The sequence below is a fragment of the Glycomyces sp. MUSA5-2 genome, assembly GCF_037034145.1.
Classification (GTDB): Bacteria; Actinomycetota; Actinomycetes; order Mycobacteriales; family Micromonosporaceae; genus Glycomyces; species Glycomyces artemisiae.
In genome coordinates this window covers 19,923-40,084 of sequence record NZ_JBAGKG010000014.1, presented here as the reverse complement: position 1 = coordinate 40,084, position 20,162 = coordinate 19,923, and the positions used below count along the sequence as shown (strand labels likewise).

The window sequence follows — 20,162 nt, the reverse complement described above, 5'->3', positions numbered from 1 at the left end:
ACGCGACCGCTCTGGCCGATGCGGTATTCCGGGCAGAGCCCGCAAGAGGACACAGCAGAGGCGAACCGGCGAAGGCCCGTCCCCAATCCGAGCCGCAGCGGCCCCCCGCGACACAGGAGCCCCGCCAGCAGTCCCCAGTGGAGTCGCTGCGACACGCGTCGCCACCTGCGCCGACGACGCCTCCTTCGACCGCTCGTCCACAGGGTCGTACACAGGGTTATCCACAGAATCAGGGAAGTTATCCACAGGGGTATCCACAGCGTTACGCACAGGCTCCGACCAGCGGGAATCCACAGGGTTATCCACAGCGCAACGGAAGTTATCCACAGCAGGGCCCGAGTTATCCACAAGGCACTGACCAGGGTCGCCAAGCCTCCGCCGCAGGTCGCCGCCAGTCCGCGCAAACCAGTACACAACGGGTGCCCGGACAGGACCTCGTCCCGGTCCGGCAGTCCCGGAAGGAAGCGGTCGCGGTCCCGTCCGGGGACGCGAAGCCGACGCGCGTCAAGCCGATCGGCGCGCAGAAGGAGCGCCAGCCGCTCCGGGAGCTGAGCCTCACCGAGATCGCCGGGCACGCCACGTTCACGCCCGCGTCGGTCACCGCCTGGTACAAGCTGCCGGGCGTGCGCTGGTCGTTCCGGCCCGACCTGGAGCGCGAGGCGCTCATCGTCGCGATCGCCGAGCAGTACGCGGGCCTCGCGGGCATGCGCGTCCACCTGCGCCGCACCACCCGGCCGTTCCCGGCCGACCAGTGGGCCCGCACCGTCGACAAGCACACGGCGCGGCCGCTGCGCACCGTCCCCGGCGGCACCAGCTGGGCCGACCACCTCGTGGCCGCCCAGCGTCACCTCCAGCAGCTCTCCCACGCCGAGGGCGAGACGTTCCTCGGCATCACGTTCTCGCGGCGCGGCGCCTTCGACCAGCTCGGCGAGAAGGTCGGCCGCATGTTCGGGCGCGGCACGAAGCTCTCCGAGCGCGAGAAGATCGAGAAGCGCAGCCTCCAGTTCGACGAGGTCCTCGGCTCGTTCGGTGTGCGCGCCCGCCGCGCCACCACCGCCGAGCTCGAATGGCTCGTCTACCGGTCCGTCGCCCTCGGCATGGAGCCGCCGCGCCTGCTCTCGGGCTCGGACGGCGACTGGGAGCCCGGCGACGTCCTCGCGCTCACCGAGTCGATCGAGCGCTACCGCAGCCCGTACGGGTCCACGGTGAAGCTCGTCAACCGGCTCACCGGCGAGGAGAAGCACACCGCGGTCCTCACCGTCGGCCGCATGGAGGAGCTGGAGATCCCCCAGCGCCACGAGCCGTGGCTCCACTTCCACGAGCGGTGCCCGTGGCCCGTCGAGCTGTCGAGCCGCATCGACATCCTCGGCGCGGGCGAGGCGTTCCGCGACCTCGACCACCGGCTCCGCCTCATCCGCTCCCAGCAGCGCGACTACGACGAGCACGCCATGGACGCGCCGCCGGAGCTCCAGCGCCTCGCCGAGCGCGCCTTGGGCGTGGGCGACGAGATGACCACCGGCCTGCCGATCGACGCCGCGCGCGCCCACGGCTGGCACCGCCTCGCCGTCACCGCGGAGACGAAGGAGGAATGCCTGGAGCGCGCCCGCACGCTCATGCAGATGTACCAGCGGGACATGCGCATCAGCCTCCAGCACCCGAAGAACCAGGACTGGCTCGCCCGCGAGTTCATCCCCGGCGAGCCGGTCGCCCAGACCGGGTACGTGCGCCGCATGCCCGTCAAGCTCATGTCCGCGGCGATGCCGCAGGCCGCGTCCGTCGTCGGCGACCGCCGCGGCGACCTCATCGGGCGGACTGCGGGCACCTCCCGCAGCCCCGTCTTCCTCGACCTGCACTTCGCCACCGAGGTCCGCGAGAAGTCCGGCCTCTCGGTGTTCGTCGCCGAGCCCGGCGGCGGCAAGTCCACGCTCATGGGCGCCATCGGCTACCTCGCGGCCCGCCGCGGCGTCCAGGTCACGCTCCTCGACCCGTCGGGGCCGCTCGCGAAGCTCTGCGAGATGCCCGAGCTCAAGCCGTTCTCGCGCGTGCTCAACCTGACCGGCTCCGAGTACGGCACGCTCGCGCCCTACGCGCTCATCCCGTCCCCGCGCCGCGAGCACTACGCCGACTCGCCCGACGGGCAGCGCGAGTACGACATCGCCGTCTCCAACGCCCGGTCCGAGCGGCGCATGCTCGTCCAGGACATCTGCTCGATGCTCCTGCCGCCGCAGGTCCAGCGCGAGGCGAGCACCGCCCGCCTCCTGCGCCACGCCGCCCGCCACGTCCCCGCCGAGGAGGACTCCGCGCTCGAAGACCTCGTCGAGTCCCTCCAGGACGCCGAGGACCACGTCACCGGCGACGGCGCCGAGCTCGCCGCGCTCCTGCTCGACACCGCCGAGATGCCGCTCGCGAAGCTGTTCTTCGGCACCCCCGACAAGGGCGTCCTGGAGGACGACACGGCGCTCACCGTCATCACCATGTCGGGACTGCGCCTGCCCGACCTGGGGATCGAGCGCGAGTACTGGTCCGCGGAGGAAGCCCTCGCACTGCCGATGCTCCACACCGCGCACCGCCTCGCCGTCCGCCGTGCCTACGGCGGCGACATGCACCGCCGCAAGCTCGTCGGCCTCGACGAAGCGCACTTCATGGAGGGCTGGAAGTCCGGCCGCTCATTCCTGGTGCGCCTCGCCCGCGACTCCCGGAAGTGGAACCTCGCCGCGCTCGTCGCCTCGCAGAACCCGAAGGACATCCTCGGGCTCGACGTGCAGAACCTCGTCTCGACCGTGTTCGTCGGCCGCATCGCCGAGGACGCGACCATCGCGGAGGAGGCGCTCAAGCTGCTGCGCGTGCCCACGGGGGTCGGGTACGAGTCGGTGCTCGCGTCCCTGTCCGAAGTGGACGCTTCCGAGACCCGCAAGCTCCCCTACCGCGAGTTCGTCATGCGCGATGTCGACGGCCGCGTCCAGCGCATCCGCGCCGACTTCGGCTGGGTCCGCGGCCTCCTCGACTACCTGAACACCACCCCCGGGGAGGACCAGTGACCGACCCCTCCGCCCACGACCTCGCCCCTCCTCCCGCCCGGTCCTGGCGGCGTGCCGGAGGGCGCGCCGCCCGGATCCTGGTGGCCTTGGCCGCCATGCTCGGAGCGCTCGTCCTGACGCCGGGATCGGCCGGGGCGCAGGGGGACGAGGGGTGCTCGGACTACGAGTGGCACACCTACTGGTCCCAGTGCATCGAGGAATTGCCTGAGGCCCAGGAGCTCCCGTGCGAGGCGGCACCCCAACCCGCCTCGCCCGATTCCGGCATGGCCGGCTGGTTCGCCGAACCGTCCAACCTCGACAAGAGCGAGGGCATCGGCACGTACAGCGCCTACGGCTACGCCGGGTACCAGCTGCCGATGTACGGCTCCCAGCAGATGAGCGTCGGCGGCCAGTGCGTGGACTCGGTCTCGATCCCCAACGGCGCCGACACCGCGAACGCCCTCGCCAACATGGAGTTCAACCTGTCGGTCGCCACCGTCGGCGCCGCGAACTCGATGCGCCAGGCCGCTTGGGAGCCGGACACCATGTGGGGCTGGTCGAACCGCTTCATGGAGCAGGGCACCGAGGTGCTCTACCGCCAGATCTTCACCGTCTTCGGCGCCGTCACGGTCGGCTTGATCGGCCTGTACCTGCTGTGGCGCTCTCGTCAGGCGGACATGAACAACGCGGTCACCACTGTGGCCTGGGCGGTGCTGATCCTCGTGCTGGTGACCGCAGTCGTGCGCTGGCCGGTGAAGGCCGCCGAGTACACCGACAAGGCGTTGACCATCGGCATGGACCTCAGTACGGTCCTCATCGCCGATGACACTGCGGACGGCTGCGCCCGCATCCCTGGCGTCGACCAGGACCGCTACGACGAGCTCAAGGAGCTCAACGGCGACGACTTCTGCATCGACACACGTTCTGCCGCCGTCACCGCATCCGACACCGTTTCCGGCCAGGTGCTCTACCAGAACTGGCTGCGGACGATGCTCGGCCAGAGCGAAGAGGTCACCTTCCGCGAGCGCAACGGCGAGGTCGTCGAGGACGACGAGGGCAATCCCGTCGTCACCGAATCGAACACGGCCTACAAGTACGGTCCGGCGCTGTTCGCGGCGCAGGCGTTGTCCTGGCAGGAGGACGGCGAAGCCCAGGACTCCTCGACGGTCCGCAACCGGTTGATCGAGGAAAAACAGGAACTCTGGCAGGGCCTGGTCGCACAGATCCAGACCGAGGACCCCGAGGCGTACGCGAACATCAGCGGCCAGCGCGCCTGGGAGCGGACCGGTACCGGGCTGCTCGCACTGCTGACGGCGATCTTCTTCTCGCTGTTCGACCTCACCGCGTCGATCCTCATCATCCTCGGCTTCATGATCGTGCGGTTCGCGATCGTGGCCCTGCCGATCATCGGCACCATCGCGCTGCTCCGGCCCGCGGGCGGCCCGTTCAAGCGTCTGGTGAACACGGTTCTGGGCGCGATCATCAACGTCGCGATCTTCTCCCTCGCGGCGGTCATCTACATATGGGCGTCGAGCCGCATCCTCCAGACCGCCATGCCAGTGTGGCTGCAGGTGGTCATGATCGGGCTCCTCGGCGTCGCAGCCTGGCTGCTCCTCAGACCGGGCAGACGCATCGCGGGCCTGGTGGGAGGCAGCGGCCCGGCGGACGCGTTCCTCGGCCGCCGCGTCGACTCCGACAGGAGCGCCGAGCGCGAACGGGAGCTGGAGCGAGCGCGGCAGCGCCGCGACGACGCCCGGCCCGAGGAGACCTCGGATACCGTGCGCACCCCGCGCAGCAAGGGGAGCGACACGCTGCCCGAGCAGCAGACCACCCCGGACAAGTCCGCGAGTTCCACGAGCGGAGCCGGATCGAGCACGTCCACCGGAGGCGGATCCTCCGGTGGTGGAGAGGTCTACCGGCCTGCGAGAAGGGAATGACGGATGAACCGCGCCCTCCGGATCATCTTCTCCCGCTATGGGATCGTCGTCATCATCCTCGTTCTGGTGCTGGGCGTGATCGCGCTGGCGAACCGCCGCCAGGAGACCCCGCTGGACGGCACCAACGGTGCTGACGGCTCCGATGCCACGTCGGAGGCGGTGACCGCTGACGACGGCTTCGCGACCGACGACTGCGAGGACGACGGCTGCTTCACCGACGAGGAGCTGCCGCAGGAGGCGGTCGACCAGGCCGTCGCGTTCGCCGAGGCGTGGCTGAACCCGAACGGGTACGGGGCGCAGGGCTGGCTGGATTCGATCCGGCCGTTCCTGACCGAGGACACCGCCGCGCTGATGGAGGGCGTCGATCCCGAGGCGGTCCCGGCGACGGAGGTCGCCGGGGAACCGGCTCCTGACGGCCCGAAGGTCGCCGTCCCGCTCGACACCGGGACGTTGACGCTGACGATGGTCGAGGTCTCGGGCGGCGACTGGCTGGTGTCGGCGATCGACTGGGAGCAGTCATGAGCATCGCGAGCGAGGAGACGACGGCGAAGGACCGGTCCGAGGACCCGCTGGCGCCGAGGGTCCCGAAGCGGCTGCGGCCGCTCATGTGGACGCTCACGATTCTGTCGGTGTGCTGTCTGGGCGCGGTCGTGTCGATCGTGCAGCTCCTGTCGGACCAGTCGAACGACGAGGACGGCAACGCGATCGCCGCCGGGTGCGGGACGACGTCGGTCGATGTGAACGGCGAGTTCCCGGAGATCGGGCCGTACAGTTCGGAGCAGGTCGGGAACGCCGCGATCATTATCGCCGTCGGACAGGACCTTGAAGTGCCGGTGCGCGGCTGGGTCATCGCGGTCGCGACCGCGATGCAGGAGTCGCGGCTGACGAACCTGGGGCATTTGGGCGACCAGAACGACCATGATTCGCTGGGCCTGTTCCAGCAGCGCCCGTCCTCCGGCTGGGGGACGCCGGACCAGGTCACCGACCCCGTGTACGCCTCGACGAAGTTCTACGAGAAGCTCGTGAAGATCGACGGCTGGGAGTCGCTGCCGCTCACGGTCGCGGCCCAGCGCGTGCAGATCTCGGCCTTCCCGAACGCGTATGCGAAGCACGAGCCGATCGCGACGGAGATCGTCAACACGCTGACCGGCGGCGGCGCGTCCGTCTCCGCGGTGAGCACGCAGCTCGGCACGTGCGCGCAGCCGGGCGAGCTGTCCGCGGCGGGCTGGATGGCGCCGGTCGAGGGCCCGATCAACTCGGGATTCCAGACTCCGGAGCGCCCGACCCACAACGGCGTCGACATCGGCGCGCCGCGCGGCGCGACGATCGTGGCGGCGTCGAGCGGGACTGTCATCACCTCGGAGTGCAACGCGAGCCTGTACGGCGAGCCGTACTCGTGCGATGTCGACGGCTCGCCGGAGGTCGCCGGGTGCGGCTGGTACGTCAACATCCTCCACGCGGGCGACTACCTGACCCGCTACTGCCACATGGGTTCCGCACCGCTGGTGAAGGAGGGCGACGTGGTCCAGGCGGGCCAGATCCTCGGCTACGTCGGCTCGTCGGGCCGCTCCAGCGGTCCGCACCTGCACTTCGAGACGCACTTGAACGCGGACCGCAGCGCGGCGGGCGCGGTGGACCCGATCGCGTTCATGAACCAGATGGGCGCGCCGCTGAAGTGAGGTCAGTCGGCGGCGTTCATGAGGGCGTCGCCGCCTCCGAGCGAGGCGACGCAGTCGCCTTCGACGGCGATCTGGAACGTGAAGCTCTCCTGGTTCAGTTCGCCTTGGAGGACGATCTCGGTCTCGAAGGCGCCGTCCGCTTCGGCGGGCGAGATGCCGTTGAGGTACCCGGTCGTGGCGCCGTTGACGGCGACCCATTCGGTGATGGCGTCGTCGAGGTCCTGTGCGGTGATGCCGGTGAACGCACTGCACTGCATGGCTTCGGCGGTCGCCGGGTCCCGGTCGGCCACTACGGTGCGGAGGAAGTCGGTGGCGACCTCCTGGGGGTCGATCTCCTGAGTCGCCCCTTCGTCAGGGGTCGCGGTTGGAATCTCGGCCGCCGGCCGGTCCGCGTCGGACACGCAGTAGGTGCCGTCGTGCTCCTGGACGGTCACCAGGTATTCCTCATGGCGCTGAGTTCCTTCGGAGACGTACGAGACGGTTCCAGTGATGGCGATCCCGTCGGAACTGGAGACCGGATCACCGAGCTCGACGTCGACGCGGGTGATGCCGCCGAGCTCGTCGGCGTACGACTGGCGGATTCCGTCAAGGTCGCTCGGGGAGATCTCAGGCGATGCGCCGTCGCAGAGTGCCGCTTCGGCCCGGTCGAGGTCCTGGTTGGAGCCGTAGCGGAGGTAACTCCATGCGGCCCCCTCCGCATCCGTGGCGGCCTGATCCCTCGGGTCCTGGTTCTCCTCGCTTCCGCTCGCGGCGAACGCGGGGGCGATCCACGAGCCGAGCGCGAGCACGAGCGCCCAGGCGCCGGCCATTGTGGCGACGCGGGGCCATTTGCGGGGCGGGTCTGCGTAGGCCGCGGCTTCGGGGTCGTCGGCGGGGACCACGCGGTAGCGCTTGCCGCTCGTGTCGGCGACCGTGGCGGGCCGGGACGGGCGGGCGCGCCGGATGGTGCGGCGGATCAGACCCTTTCGCATGTGAACACCCTATGGGACGGGGCCCACCCGGCTCAACCGGAAGCGGCCGCCGGTTCCGGGCCCGCTTCAGGTTGGGGCCGTGGGCGAGGGACCCGGTGACGTGCATGTCCGCCTTAGACTTGTGGCATGAGCCACCCCCCGATGCAGCGCGGCGAGCAGGAGACAGCGGTCGTTCCGGGGCAGCGGGACGGCACCGCACCGGACGCCGCCGGGCTCCGGTTCGACCTGGTGGCGAGGGCGCCCGAGGTGCAAGGCCGGATCGAGGCGCACCTCCATCAGCAGTGCGGGGTGGACACGCAGGCGGTGCGGGACTGCTTCATCTGGAACGGCCTCCAGTCGGAGGTTGACCCGGGCGGGGAGCTGGACGTGGAGGACGTGTTCCTGCGCCGGGCCGGGGAGGTGTTCGAGGAGCAGGCCGCTCTCACGCCCGATTCGGTGGACCGGGCGCTGCTGTGCCTGTGGGTGCACCACAGTTCGGTGCGCGCGTGGAACCACACGTACCGCGTGGACCTGCTGATGAAGTGCATGCTGCGGTTCCGCGACATCGTCCGCCGCGACTGGGCGCTCAAGGCCCGGCCGGTGCCCGAAGTGGAGCTGGCGCTGCGCCTGTGCGAACTCGTGCGCCTGGAGATCGAACTCGAAGACTGCCTGAAGACCGGGTCGCAGCTGCGCTACTCGGAGGCCCTGGACATGGTGATCGGGTCGTGCAGGGGCCTGCTGCACGACGCCGAGGACGACGCGGGCCCGGTCGGCGTGTACGTGCGCGGGGAGGTCGCGGTGCGCCGCGAGTACCACGTGATGCTGCGGCGGCTGCACCGTGCGCTGGTCGCGCAGTCCGCGGGGAAGGAGCGGGAGCGGTTCGAGGTCCGCAAGGAGCTGCGGACCCTGGTGAACACGTGGCCGTTCTCGTCCGTGGAGCTGTCGAAGATGAACGCGCACCGGCAGGCCCTGGAGCGGCTGCGGGAGGCACACGCGGACCGGAGGAAGCAGTGGATGCGCATCGACGAGGGCCGGATCGTGTACCTGTTCCCGTTCGGGGTGAACGGGATCGACTACGAGACGGTCCGGACTCGCCTGAAGCGGGCGTTCGCGGAGGGCGCGGGGCCGGTGCGGCCGTCGGCGGCGATCGACCATTTCACGTACCACGCGGACATCTGGGAGCCGCGCCTCGAACCGTCCAAGCGGTTCGACGGCCTGGAGCTGATCCTCCCGAAGGTGCGCCTCACGATCGACGGCGACACGGTCGAGGAGCTGAACGCGGCGCTGCGGTTCTCCCCCATGGGCGTCCACTGCCTGCGCCTGGAGCGGACGGTGGAGGACCTGTACCCGAGCGGACTGCACGCGGCGATGTTCCGGGCGGCCCGAGAGCACGGCACGGTCGAGGTGTCGTGCGAAGGCACGGACCGGACGTGGGACCGGTTGGCGCGCTTCGCGAGGGACCTGATCCTGCGGCAGCTCCCGGAGGCGCTCGCGCCGCGCGGCGGGGAGCCGAACGCGCCGGTCGGGATCCACCGGGGCCGCTCGCACGTGCTGATCCGAGTGCTGCGGGCGAGCGAGCGGAGCCGGGAGTTCGAGCCGCCGAGCGGGGACGAGGACCGGCCGCTGGTGCAGGACGGGAACCGGCTGCTGGAGCTGGTGGGCTCATCGGTGCTGCTGCATTCGGCGCCGGACGCGAAGGAGTCGCTGTGGGACTGGATCCGCTTGGCGGACGACCACTCCCGCAAGATCTGGAACCAGCGCAACGAGGGCGACCTGCTGATCTCCACGGAGAACACGACGGTGATCGCGGCGCTGGACGCCCCGAACTTCATCTCGGGGGACTTGGAGGCGCTCGCGGAGTTCACGGCGTGCCTGGGCGGGATGATGGCGGCCTGGAACCACCAGCTGGACGCGTACCGGGCGGGCGTCTCGGAGATCATCGCCGGGTACAGCCTGCCGGGCGCGGACCGGGCCGCGCAGGTGGAGGCGATGAAGGCGAAGCGGATGCAGATGCTGGAGTTCGAGAGCGAGACGCGGCAGGTGATCGCGCTGCTGCATTCGCCGGGGCTGCTGCGGTCGCCGTCGAACGCGGCGGAGCTGCGTCGGCTGCTGGCGGTGAAGGGGATCGACGAGCAGCTGGCGAGTTTCAGCGAGCGCCTGAACGAGGTGATGGCGGACCAGTCGGAGGCGACGCTCCAGCGCTGGGAGGTGGACCGGCAGCAGCGGGTGCGCGATTCGCTGACGGCGGCGGTGTCGGCGCTGTCGGTGTGCGCGGCGATCAGCATCTGGCAGGCGGCGGGGTTCTGGACGCCGTTCGGGTGGGGCGCGGCGACGGTGGTCGTGGCCGGTTGGGCGGCCGTGTACGTGTCGGCGCGGTGGGTGTCGTATCAGGGCGGCCCGTGGTCGACGGCGCGGTTCCTGGCGGGGTTCCCGGTGCGGGCGCTGTCGCGGGCGCGCACGGGCCTGGCGCGGGCGCGGATGCGCCGCATCGCCCGCCCGTAGGCCCCGGCGGTGGGAGACTCCGGGGCATGGGGTTCTCGACCGTGGAGCGGACCGTCCCGGACGCGCTGTTCACCGCCGTCTACCGGGGCCTGTTCGCGCAGGCGTTCCCGCCGGAGGAGCTCGACGGGGAGGACGTCCTCGCCGCGGCGCTCGAAGGCGGTGCCGCGAACCTGTTCGCGGTGGTCGACGACGCGGGGACGCCGGTCGCGGCCGCGTTCGGGGAGTGGTCGGAGGCCTCGCGCGTCCAGCTGCTCACGTACCTGGCGGTGGGTCCGGCGGCGCGGGGCGGCGGGATCGGCGGGCGGCTGCTGCGGGACGCGGTGAACGTGTGGAGCGTGCGCCGCGACCCGTGCATCGTGGTCGCCGAGATCGAGGACCCGGGCGCGCCCGCGCACGACGCGCACGGGGACCCGCGGCGGCGCCTGGCGTTCTACGAGGCCGCGGGCGCGCGGGTCCTCGACGTCCCCTATTTCCAGCCGGGTATCGGCGGTCCCGGCGGCCGCGTCCGCGGCATGCTCCTGCTGGTCCTGCACGCCGCGCCCGTGTTCATCAGCGGCGACGGGGTCGACGGGGCGCCGCTGCGGGCGTTCATGGAGGAGTACCTCGCCGGGGCCGAAGGCGCCGTCGGCGACGACGATGAGGCGCGGGCGCTGCTCGCGGCGTTCGACCGCCCCGGGGGCGTGCCCGCGGGCCGGTGGCGCGCAGCGCAGTGATCGGTGCGTTCACCGCTCAGTAGTGAACGCGCCGTTCACTGCCTGGCGTGCTCCAGGTACCGCATGAGGTTCGACGCGGTCTGCTCCAGGCTCCCGTCGCCGCCGATGACGGTCCGCAGGTCCTCGGGCTCGCACGGGCGCCGGTCGGCGAGGTGCGCGATGTCCAGGAAGTGCGGGGCGGTCCCGGTGCGCCGGTACGCGGCGAGCTTGTGGTGACCGTCGATGAGGAACGCCGCGCAGTCCTGCTCGTCGCCGGGCGGCTCGGACCGCAGCAGCACCGCCAGGGGCCGCTCGCCGCGCTCGATGGCCGCGGCGTACACCGCGACGGTGTCCTCGCCGGGAGGCGGCCACGCGTCGGTCGGGATGACCGCGGTGCCCTCGGTGCCGATCGGCTCGTACGGGTACCACCACGCGGACCGGTTCTCCCCGAACGGCTCGATGTGCACGTTCGCGTCCGGCCAGCGCCGCACCCCGTACGCGCCGGGCGCGAGGAGCTTGAGGATCGGGGCGGCGAGGTCGACGGGGTCGGCGTCGCGGTCGGGGAAGCGGAGGCGTTCGCGCATGTCGCGCAGGCTCTGGCGGTGCCGGTCGTCGCGGGTGCGGATCGCGAACCGGTCGATGGACCCGGACCCGGTGTAGCCCTCGACGATGAGGGGCCGCCAGCCGACCTTGAGGGCGCTGGCGCCGTCGTGCCCGCCGACGGCGAGGGTCCCGTCGCCGTCGTCGACTTCGACGACCTCGTATCCGAGCGACTGGGCCAGTCGCATGATCATGTCGCGTCTCCGTCCTGCCGCGGGTCCGGGCGGCGCCCCTGCCGTCCGGTCCGCGCCCACCCTAGTACCCCGAAACCGCTCCGCCGAAAACCGATCGGCGGCCCTCATGCGCGGTTTCTCGGGACGGGCGGTGGCCGGCGGGGCGGAGCGGGGGCGGTGAAACCGCGTTGCCCCCGGTGGCGGGGGCGTCTTAAGGTGGGGCCCGAAAGTGAGGGTTGCTCCGTGACCAAGTTGAACCAGATCATCGCGATCGAGAAGAGCGTCAAGGCGAAGGCCGCCCGCTCCCTCGGCGACGCCGGGCGCGAGCTCGCGAAGGCGCCGCTGCTGTCGGGCATCTCCCGGACGTACCAGCCGAAGGACGAGGAGGGCGAGCAGCTGCCGCCCGAGTCGACGAAGGTGCAGCGCCGCGTGGAGGAGCAGCTGCGCGAGGTGTCCGCGGCGATGACGCGCCTGTTCGACGTGACGGCGACGAAGGACCGCACGAACGCGCTCGCGACGGCGGACGTCTCGGTGGACGGCGAGGTCCTCCTCGCGGACGTCCCGGTCACGTACCTGCTGTTCCTGGAGAAGCAGCTCGCGGAGCTCCAGTCGTTCGTGAAGGCCCTGCCGGTGCTGGACGCGGCCGAGTCGTGGTCGTTCAACGAGGCCGCGGACTGCTTCGCGACCGACCCGGTGAAGACGGTGCGCACGAAGAAGGTGCCGCGCAACCACGTGAAGGCCGAGGCGACCGAGGAGCACCCGGCGCAGGTCGAGGTGTACTACGAGGACATCCCGGTCGGCTACTGGACGACGGTGAAGTTCTCCGGCTCGGCCCCCGCGAAGCGCGTCGCGCAGCTGACCGAGCGTCTGGAGAAGCTCCAGGTCGCCGTCAAGTTCGCGCGCGAGGAGGCCAACGGGACCGAGGTCGTCGACGAGCAGGTCGGCGCGAAGGTCTTCGGGTACCTGCTCGGCGAGTAGGACGCAGACTCCCCTGCTTTGAGCGGCAGGGGTGGCGCGCAAGCGCCGAACCACGCTGAAACTGAGGTTCAGTCGGAATACAGCGCGGTAGAGGTGGGGGTTCGAGTCCCTCCCCCGGCACTCGTGCCGGGGTGGCCCAACTGGCAGAGGCAATCCGCGAAGATTCAGATTCTCGCTCCAGTGTCAGCATTCGCCACGCCGACCGCATCCGCGAGCAGTCCCCTGGGACACAGGAGTTGAAGGTTCGAATCCTTCCCGCCGCACCACATGCGGCGGTAGCTCAATGGCAGAGCACTGTGCTAGCAGCAGACTCAACGGCTGCCGCAGGAGCGTGACGGCCACTATGTGGCACATGGCGGCCCGGTGTCGAGGTCAACGACCCGGGCCGCACCATCTCTCTCGTCCACACCGGACGCTCCCCGGGAGCGGCGCCGGTTCGATGGCGCGTCCGGCGCCGCTCCTGCTCTGGGGAGAGCGGGGGAAAGTCTCAGCCTTCGGTGGTCTCGTCGGCGGCGCTCTCCTGGCCGGGGGCCTGGCCGCCGGGCATACCGCCGCCCTGCGGGAGCTCGTCCGCGCACGCCTCCGTGGCGGCCGTCCAGTCGTCCTCGTCGACACCCTCGGGCGCCTCGAAGCCCCCGAACCCGCCACCGCCGCCGAATCCGCCGGAAGGCATGTCGGTGGGCATGTCTGTGGGCATGTCGCCGGTCGGCATCTCGCCAGTGGGCATGTCCGTCGGCATGTCGGTGGGCGCCCCGCCCGGCATCTCACCGCCGCTGCCGCCGCCGGGCATACCGCCCTCGCCGAAGGGGCTCCAGTCGTCGGGGAGGTCGATGCCCTGCTCTTCGAGGCACGCCGTGTACGCCGCGAACTGCCCGTCCGCGGTCGTCGCCTCGTCGGTGGCGTCCGCGTCGTCGTCGCCGCAGGCGGCCAGCGCGAACGCGGCGAGGCCCGCGGCGCAGCCGATCCGCAACGTGCGGGAAAGCATCGTTCTCATGGGAGGCGATCCTCGCGGCCGAACCTCAGGGGCGGCTCACAACCGGATCAGACTGCGCTCCTGGAACCGGCCGCCCCGACCGGCCCGGTAGGGCTGTCCCTACCCGCGAAATACCTGCTCGCAGGCTCGAAGCAGCGCCTCCTGCGGACGAGGATTGAAGGCATGAACAAGACCTTCAAGCAGCTCGGCGCCGACTCCGCGTACCTGCTCTCCGGCTTCCCGATCGCACTGCCCGCGTTCGTCATCACCGTGACCGGCTTCGCCGTCGGCATCGGCACCGTCGTCGTCTGGATGGGGGTCCCGATCCTGGCCGCGACCCTGCTCGCGATGCGCGGCCTCGCCGCCGCGGGCCGCGTCCAGCTCGCAGGGGTCCTCGGCACCCCGGTCGAGCGGCCGCACTACCGCCGGGCCGCCGAGGACGCGTCGCCGCTGCGCCGGTTCCTGACGCCCCTCGCGGACGGCCAGTCGTGGCTGAACCTCCTGTGGGGCCTGGTGAACTTCCCGCTCGCAGTCGCCGGGTTCGCGGTGGCCCTGTCGTGGTGGGCGGCCACGGTCGCGTCCCTCGCGTACCCGCTGTACGGCTGGGTGATCCGCCGCGCCGCCGGGGACGGCGACGGCCTGGAGTACGCGACCCGCTGGCTCGGCTGGGGCGACTCCTACCTCGCCGTCTCCGCGCTCGCGTTCGCGGGCGGCCTGGTCATGGCCCTGCTCCTGCCGCTGGTCCTGCGCGGTTTCGCGCTCACCCAGGCGAACCTGTCCCGCGGGCTGCTCGCGTCGCTGACCGACGCCGACGCCCCGAACGGGCCCGTCCGCTCCGCGCTCGCCGACGCCGAGGTCACCCGCGTCCAGGAGCGCCTCTCCGCCGCCTAGACGAGCACACCAGGGGCGGCCGCACGCTGAGCGGCCGCCCCTGCCGCGCGTCCAGTGCTAGGTTGGGCCGCATGGCACCCCACGGGCACCACCACGGACGCGACGACGCGGTGTTCGACTTCGCGGAGGCCGCGCCCCGGTTCCGGGCGCGCGCCGACGCCGAGACCCCCAGGTACCGGCGCCTCGCCGCGTCCCTCCCGGACCCCGGCACCCGCACGGCCGCCGACATCGGCTGCGGCGCCGCGAGCATGGCGTTCGCCCTCGCCGAGACGATCCCCGGCATCGAGGTCACCGCGGTCGACGCCGAACCGGCGATGCTCGAACTCGTCCGCGGACGCGCCGCCGAACGCGGCACCCCCATGCCGACCACGCTCGCCTCCGTCGACGACGCCGAAGCGCTCGCCGCCCTCGCGCCCGTCGACTTCGCGTGGGCCGGCCACGTCGTCCACCACGCCGCCGACCCCCAAGCGGCCCTGGAGAACCTGGCCGCGCTCCTCAACCCGGGCGGGCGCCTCGCCATCGGCGAAGGCGGCACCGCACCCCAGTTCCTGCCCGCGAACCTCGGCACCGGCCGCCCCGGCCTGGAACTGCGCCTCATCGAGGCGGGCGCCCGCCGCCTCGCCGACGAACTCGCCGCCCACGGCGGCACACCGCTCCCCTACGGCTGGAACCTCGCCCTCGAACACGCCGGGCTCACCGAGGTCCGGACCGTCAACGAACTCGTCGCGAAGCCCGCCCCGCTCACCGGCGCCGACCTCGACCACGCGCTCGACGCCCTCGCCACCCGCGTCGACTGGTTCGAGCACTACCTCGACGACGACGACGACCGCGACACGTGGACGCGCCTGCTCGACCCCGACGGCCCCGACTGGCTCGGCCGCCGCCGCGACCTCCACCACCTCGCCATCGACACCGTCTACACCGCGGTACGACCCGCCTAGGACCGGTGGTAACAGGCCCGGTTCACTCCTCGGAGTCGAGGGTCCCCGACTCGATCTCCAACTGGAACAACCGATCCAGGGCCGCCAGCCCGTACACGTCGTCCACGCCCTCCGCGCACGCGAAGTCGCTCAGCAGGTCGAACCCGTCCCCCACCCCGAGCCGCCCCAGCCGGTACGCGGCCTCGATCCGCCCCGCCCAGTGGAAGCACGCGTCGACCGCGAGCACCGAGTACGCCTCCACGCCCGCGTCCGGGTCGACGCCGTACATCGCCTCCGCCGCATCGATCCCCAGATGGTGGTCCATCAGCGACTCCACGCCCTTCACGATCCGCCACAGCGCCTCCCGGGCGTCCTCGCGGCTGTCGTCGGCGAGCTGCTCGGCGCAGATGATCCGCAGCCGCGACGTCACCAGCGGCGCGTTCGCCAAGTGCCGCAGCGCCATCGCCGCCGCATCCCGGTTGACGCGCCGCAGCGCGTGCGCCGCCGAATGCCGCACGTACTCGCTGACGCCGTCGTCGGTCACCAGCTGCATGAGCGCGATCGCCGCGGGGCTCGCGGCGCTGTCGGCGAGGGCGCTGGCGGCGTCGAGGCGGTACTTGTCGTCGACGGCGGGGTCGGTGGCGATCGCTTCGAGCGCGTTCACGGCGTCGTCGAGGTTGAAGCGGCCCATGTGCTCCGCGGCCTCCAGCCGCACCTCCACGTCCACTTCAGAGGCGACGGCGACGGGCGAGAGGCGCAGGGCCATCGCCTCGCCCCCGAGGTCCACGAGGTCCTGGATGAGCTGGATGCGCAGGTCCGCGTCCACCGACTCGTCCTTGATGGAGGCCACGAGGTTCGTCATGGCCCGGTCGCGGCGCTCGTCGTGCCCGCCGGGCGCGGGCGCGCCGGGCCGGTCGGGATCCCAGAACCCCTGGCGCGGAGGCGCTTCGGCGGCCGCGGCGACGGCGGTGCGGGCGAGCTGGCGGCGGCGCTGCCACAGCCCGGTCGCCCATGTGGCGGCGATGGCCGGGCAGAGGAGGCCGTAGCCCCAGAACCGGTTGATCTCCAGGAGCTCGACCACCGGGACGGGGGCGAGGACGGAGGAGAACCTGAGCGTCCAGAGCCCCATTGCTGCGTTCGCCATACGTTGAACCTCGGGTAGAAGCGGTGTTCGGTGCTGCCTGAACTTCTCGGTACGGCGCCGTGCGGAGCCCCGGCGGGGGTCCGTTCCGCAGTGGGCCGGGGCATAAAGCGTAGTCCTCGCGGGGCCCCGGCGGTCGCACAGGGTGTGCGACGGCCGAAACGCCCCAGCAGGGCCCGATCCACTCGCCCCGTTTGCGGCGCTGTTGCCGTATTGCGGCCCGGACCTGCACTTTCGCGGGTGCCACATTCTCGCGCCGGGCCTGTACGATCGGAAGCGCGGGGAGAACCCATCCCTCCGCCCGGCCCAAGCCCCTGAGCAGACGAGGCGTGTTAGAGCTATGACGTATCCGCCCCCCGGCGGCGAGAACCCGCAGTACCAGCTGCAACCCGAGCCGCAGCAGCCCAGCGACCCTTACTCGCAGGGGTACAACACGCCTCCGCCCCCCACGAACTACTACCAGCAGCAGCAGCAGCCGGGCTACTCGCAGCCGCAGATGCAGCCCCCGCCGCAGCAACCGCAGTACACCCAGCCGCAGATGGGCGTCCAGCCGGGCCCGTACCCGTCGGCCCCCGGCTCGGTCCTGCCGCCGCCGATCCCGCCCGCCAAGCAGGGCGGCAGCCTCGGCGTGATCCTCGCGGTCGTCGTCGGCCTGGTCATCGTGCTCGGCGTGGCCGCGGTCCTGCTGATCCCGAAGCTCACCGGCGAGGACGACGACCCGCAGGCGGGCGGCGACGACCCGGCGACCAGCGAGTCCGAGGAGGAGCCCGAGCCCTCCGACGAGGCGTCTGAGGAACCGGCGGAGGAGCCCACCGACGGCGGCGACTCCGGCGGCGGCGGGTTCGACTCGTGGGGCACGCCGGTCGGCTCCGCGGGCGACTACTCCTACGACGTCTCGACACCCGAGGGCGTGGCGCTGGCGTACCAGGTCGCGCAGAACAACGGCGACGACGAGACGCTCCAGTCGCTGTGCGCGGCGGACATGACCGACGACATGGCCTGGGACCTCGACTACGAGATCAACGACACGGCCGCTCCCGCTTCGTACCCGTACTGGGCGATGTCGCGCGAGGTCGACGGCGTCGTGCAGGCGTGGGCGGGCTACACCTGGGACGACACCGCCCCGCAGTCCGCCGACGACACGATCGGCGGCTACACCTACACGCTGGTCGAGGAAGACGGCGCGTGGAAGCTGTACGACCTTGAGTACGGCCTCCTGAACTAGGCCCGACCGGACTCGACGGCGGTGCCGGAGCCCTGAAGGGCTCCGGCACCGCCGTTTCGGCATCCGAGGGATCGCCGCCAGGACGGGTTATCCACAGGCGATGACCTGCGCCGCAACACCACCCGCGAGTTATCCACAGGCCGGAAACAAAAATGTGGACGCTCGGCGACGGGTCGGCGACGGTTGGTACATGACGCAGCAACCGATGTACCGCACCGCAGCTCCCGTGATGACCGATTCGCCGTTCGAAGACGACCTGCTCACCGCCGGGGAGGACCTCCTCCTGCGGTTCGAGACCGTCTTCGAATCCGACTTCTCCCAAGTGGCGACGGGCCGCACCGCGGCCTGGATTCACGGCTTCGACGTGCTCCCGCCTGGCGCCGACCAGCGCGAGTGGCCGGTCGAGTCCTCCTCCGATCCGGTGCTCGCGGACGTCGCGGTGGTCGACGGCCTCCCGGTGACCACGCTCGCGCGGACCCTGGTGGACTGCGCGGCCGACCTGCCGCGCCTCGAAGCGGTCGCGGCGGCCGACCAGTTCCTGCGGGCGGGCATCGAGGTGCACCGCCTCGCGGACGCCCTCGAACCGCTGCACGGCGAGCGCCTGCGCCGCGCGAACGCGACACTCCTCGCCGCCGACCCGCGCGCCGAGTCGCCCATGGAGTCCTGGACCCGCTGCCTCATCGCCGACGCGGGCCTCCCCGCCCCGGTCCCGCAACTGCGGGTCCGCGGCCCGAACGGCCGCTCCCGCTTCCTCGACCTCGGCTGGGACCGGTGGCGCATCGGCGTCGAGTACGACGGCATGGCCACTCGCTTCGGACTCGCCGCCGAAACCGGCGACCGGCGCCGCCACCACCTCCTCCAGACCCTCGGCTGGGAGGTCGAGGTCCTCACCGCCTCGGAGGTCATGGAGCACCCCCGCCCATGGCTCATCCGGCTCCGGGATCGCCTGCTGCGCAAGGGCTGGGACCCCAGCGCCGACGACCTCCACGACATCAACGCACGAATCGAGGAGATCGCCCTGGCCCTGAGGTAGTACCGAAGAGGACGACACGACCGGGGGGCATCGGCACGGCGGCTCGAAGCGATCGCCCCGCCGCACGCCGAGCAGAGGACGGCACGATGACCGGGCGCCGCGCCGCAGGGTGGGCGGGATTGGGCGGGCGCGGGCGCGGAGGTGGGCGGGAATCGGGGTGGGGTGGGGGCGGGGGGGCGAGGGGGAGCCCCCCGGGGGCCCAGGAGGTGAAAACGGGGGCGGGGCCGCGGGCGCGGGCGGGCTAGGATCGTTGCGAGCATTGTTCGAATAAGGCGGGGAGCGCACGTGGCCGACGGGACCTTCGGCGGGTTCGCGCGCCCGGCGGAGCCGACGCCGCAGGAGATCACCGAGTGGGCGCTCGACCCGTACTCGACCGCCCCCGAAGGGCGGCAGTGGGACCTCACCCTCGCCACCGACGAGCTCGCCGACACCTGGCTGGAGCTCGCGGGCGACCCGACCTGCCCGAAGCGGTCGTTCGCGCTGCACGTGCTCTACATCTACGCGGGCGACGCCGTGCGCACCAAGTTCCGCGTCCACGCGCGCAAGCGCGTCGATCGGCTCCTGGAGAAGGCGTCGGAGTCCCGGGACCAGTATGTTGGACTGTGGGCAGCCAACACCCGAGCGCTGATCCGCCAACCGGACCTGTTCGACTACCACGAATGGTGCAACGGCGGGCTGGTGCGACGGCCGCGGCGGCTCGACCCCGGCCCGAAGAGAAGATGAGAAGCCATGGCACCGCTTGAAGAGAGCGCCGTCCGATGAACCGGCCCGACCCCAACCTGCGCATGTCGAACGCCGACCGCGAGGCGATCATCGCCCGCCTCCACGCCGCCACCGAAGAAGGCCGCCTCGACCTCCACGAGTTCGCCGAGCGCTCCGGGAAGGCCTACGAGGCCCGCACCTTCGCCGAGGTCGAGCACCTCCTCGCCGACCTCCCCGAGGCCGCCGGCGCCCTCGCCGTCCCCACCCCGTCGCCCCTCGCCCCGAGCGCGCCCGCCGAGATGCGCATCGCCCCGAAGGCGTCGTCCGTGGAGCGCAAGGGCGACTGGGTCGTCCCCGCGCGCCTCGTCGTCGACGCGAAGGCCTCCTCCGTGAAGCTCGACTGCCGCCACGCCGTGATCCGCTCCGGCGCGGTCGACATCGACGTCAACCTGATCGCGTCCTCGCTCGAAGTGGTCCTCCCCCGCGGCGCCTACGCCGCGGACGACAATACGGACGTCGTGGCGAGCTCGGTGAGCAATCACGCCCCCTACAAGGGAGGTTCGGGCATTCGCTTCACGTTCTCAGGGAAGGCCAAGGCCAGTTCCGTGACGTTCCGCCACGAGCGCCGATTCCTCTGGTGGCGTTGGTAGACCGCTCCCGAGGAGGAATGGAATTCAGTGAATGCAAGGGCGCCGCATCGTCCAATGTAACGGCCCCATAACAGTCATGCCTGATCCCGGCAATCCCCT

At 71.5% G+C, this 20,162-nt stretch carries 16 protein-coding genes and 1 pseudogene; 13 read left to right on the top strand and 4 right to left on the bottom strand.

Annotated features, from left to right (window positions below):
* Positions 1–62: 62 nt before the first annotated feature.
* The 4 genes and pseudogenes from WA640_RS27170 to WA640_RS27155 all read left to right on the top strand — a co-directional run.
* Positions 63–3,038: pseudogene (locus tag WA640_RS27170) on the top strand (ATP-binding protein); the annotation flags it as partial.
* The gene (locus WA640_RS27165; RefSeq protein WP_335991979.1) at positions 3,035–4,954 is read left to right on the top strand and encodes a hypothetical protein; all 1,920 of its coding nucleotides are present in this window, start codon (positions 3,035–3,037) and stop codon (positions 4,952–4,954) included. The pseudogene WA640_RS27170 and the gene WA640_RS27165, both read left to right, overlap by 4 nt.
* Before the next feature lie 3 nt (positions 4,955–4,957).
* Positions 4,958–5,476, top strand: coding sequence for a hypothetical protein (locus WA640_RS27160; RefSeq protein WP_335991978.1), 519 nt, complete (start codon positions 4,958–4,960; stop codon positions 5,474–5,476).
* A gap of 83 nt (positions 5,477–5,559) precedes the next feature.
* Positions 5,560–6,633, top strand: a complete 1,074-nt coding sequence (locus WA640_RS27155) for a M23 family metallopeptidase (RefSeq protein WP_442904852.1) — start codon at positions 5,560–5,562, stop codon at positions 6,631–6,633.
* Between the two features lie 2 nt (positions 6,634–6,635).
* Here WA640_RS27155 and WA640_RS27150 read toward each other — a convergent pair whose 3' ends face one another.
* Entirely contained in the window at positions 6,636–7,604 is a 969-nt protein-coding gene (locus WA640_RS27150) for a hypothetical protein (RefSeq protein ID WP_335991976.1), read from the bottom strand.
* 126 nt (positions 7,605–7,730) lie between these two features.
* On the opposite strand from WA640_RS27150, the gene WA640_RS27145 reads away from it, so the two are divergent.
* Together WA640_RS27145 and WA640_RS27140 are read left to right on the top strand one after the other, a co-directional pair.
* Positions 7,731–10,085 (top strand): hypothetical protein, encoded by a 2,355-nt coding sequence (locus WA640_RS27145; protein ID WP_335991975.1) that lies wholly within the window; start codon positions 7,731–7,733, stop codon positions 10,083–10,085.
* A gap of 26 nt (positions 10,086–10,111) precedes the next feature.
* Positions 10,112–10,798, top strand: a complete 687-nt coding sequence (locus WA640_RS27140) for a hypothetical protein (protein WP_335991974.1) — start codon at positions 10,112–10,114, stop codon at positions 10,796–10,798.
* A gap of 35 nt (positions 10,799–10,833) precedes the next feature.
* Here WA640_RS27140 and WA640_RS27135 read toward each other — a convergent pair whose 3' ends face one another.
* Positions 10,834–11,571: a hypothetical protein gene (locus tag WA640_RS27135; RefSeq protein WP_335991973.1), complete on the bottom strand. Its 738-nt coding sequence runs from the start codon at positions 11,569–11,571 to the stop codon at positions 10,834–10,836.
* 222 nt (positions 11,572–11,793) lie between these two features.
* Between WA640_RS27135 and WA640_RS27130 the strand changes: the two genes are divergently transcribed.
* Complete coding sequence (locus WA640_RS27130) at positions 11,794–12,528, top strand: DUF7873 family protein (RefSeq protein ID WP_335991972.1); 735 nt, start codon at positions 11,794–11,796, stop codon at positions 12,526–12,528.
* Positions 12,529–13,015: 487 nt separating this feature from the next.
* Here WA640_RS27130 and WA640_RS27125 read toward each other — a convergent pair whose 3' ends face one another.
* Entirely contained in the window at positions 13,016–13,522 is a 507-nt protein-coding gene (locus WA640_RS27125; protein ID WP_335991971.1) for a hypothetical protein, read from the bottom strand.
* A gap of 162 nt (positions 13,523–13,684) precedes the next feature.
* On the opposite strand from WA640_RS27125, the gene WA640_RS27120 reads away from it, so the two are divergent.
* Positions 13,685–14,392, top strand: a complete 708-nt coding sequence (locus tag WA640_RS27120; protein ID WP_335991970.1) for a sensor domain-containing protein — start codon at positions 13,685–13,687, stop codon at positions 14,390–14,392.
* Positions 14,393–14,463: 71 nt separating this feature from the next.
* Positions 14,464–15,333 carry a class I SAM-dependent methyltransferase gene (locus WA640_RS27115; RefSeq protein ID WP_335991969.1) on the top strand — a complete coding sequence of 290 codons (870 nt, stop codon included), beginning with the start codon at positions 14,464–14,466 and terminating at the stop codon, positions 15,331–15,333.
* A 22-nt stretch (positions 15,334–15,355) separates the two neighbouring features.
* Here the strand turns inward: WA640_RS27115 and WA640_RS27110 are convergent, their stop codons facing one another.
* On the bottom strand, positions 15,356–16,456 hold the full coding sequence (locus WA640_RS27110; RefSeq protein ID WP_335991968.1) for a HEAT repeat domain-containing protein: 1,101 nt from the start codon (positions 16,454–16,456) through the stop codon (positions 15,356–15,358).
* Between the two features lie 337 nt (positions 16,457–16,793).
* Between WA640_RS27110 and WA640_RS27105 the strand changes: the two genes are divergently transcribed.
* The 4 genes from WA640_RS27105 to WA640_RS27090 all read left to right on the top strand — a co-directional run bounded on the left by WA640_RS27105 (position 16,794) and on the right by WA640_RS27090 (position 20,063).
* The gene (locus tag WA640_RS27105; RefSeq protein ID WP_335991967.1) at positions 16,794–17,678 is read left to right on the top strand and encodes a hypothetical protein; all 885 of its coding nucleotides are present in this window, start codon (positions 16,794–16,796) and stop codon (positions 17,676–17,678) included.
* Between the two features lie 190 nt (positions 17,679–17,868).
* Complete coding sequence (locus tag WA640_RS27100) at positions 17,869–18,711, top strand: hypothetical protein (protein ID WP_335991966.1); 843 nt, start codon at positions 17,869–17,871, stop codon at positions 18,709–18,711.
* A gap of 285 nt (positions 18,712–18,996) precedes the next feature.
* Positions 18,997–19,434, top strand: coding sequence for a hypothetical protein (locus WA640_RS27095; protein WP_106363007.1), 438 nt, complete (start codon positions 18,997–18,999; stop codon positions 19,432–19,434).
* Positions 19,435–19,469: 35 nt separating this feature from the next.
* A complete protein-coding gene (locus WA640_RS27090; protein WP_106363006.1) occupies positions 19,470–20,063 on the top strand; it encodes a DUF1707 SHOCT-like domain-containing protein in 594 nt (197 codons plus the stop codon).
* Positions 20,064–20,162: the final 99 nt, after the last annotated feature.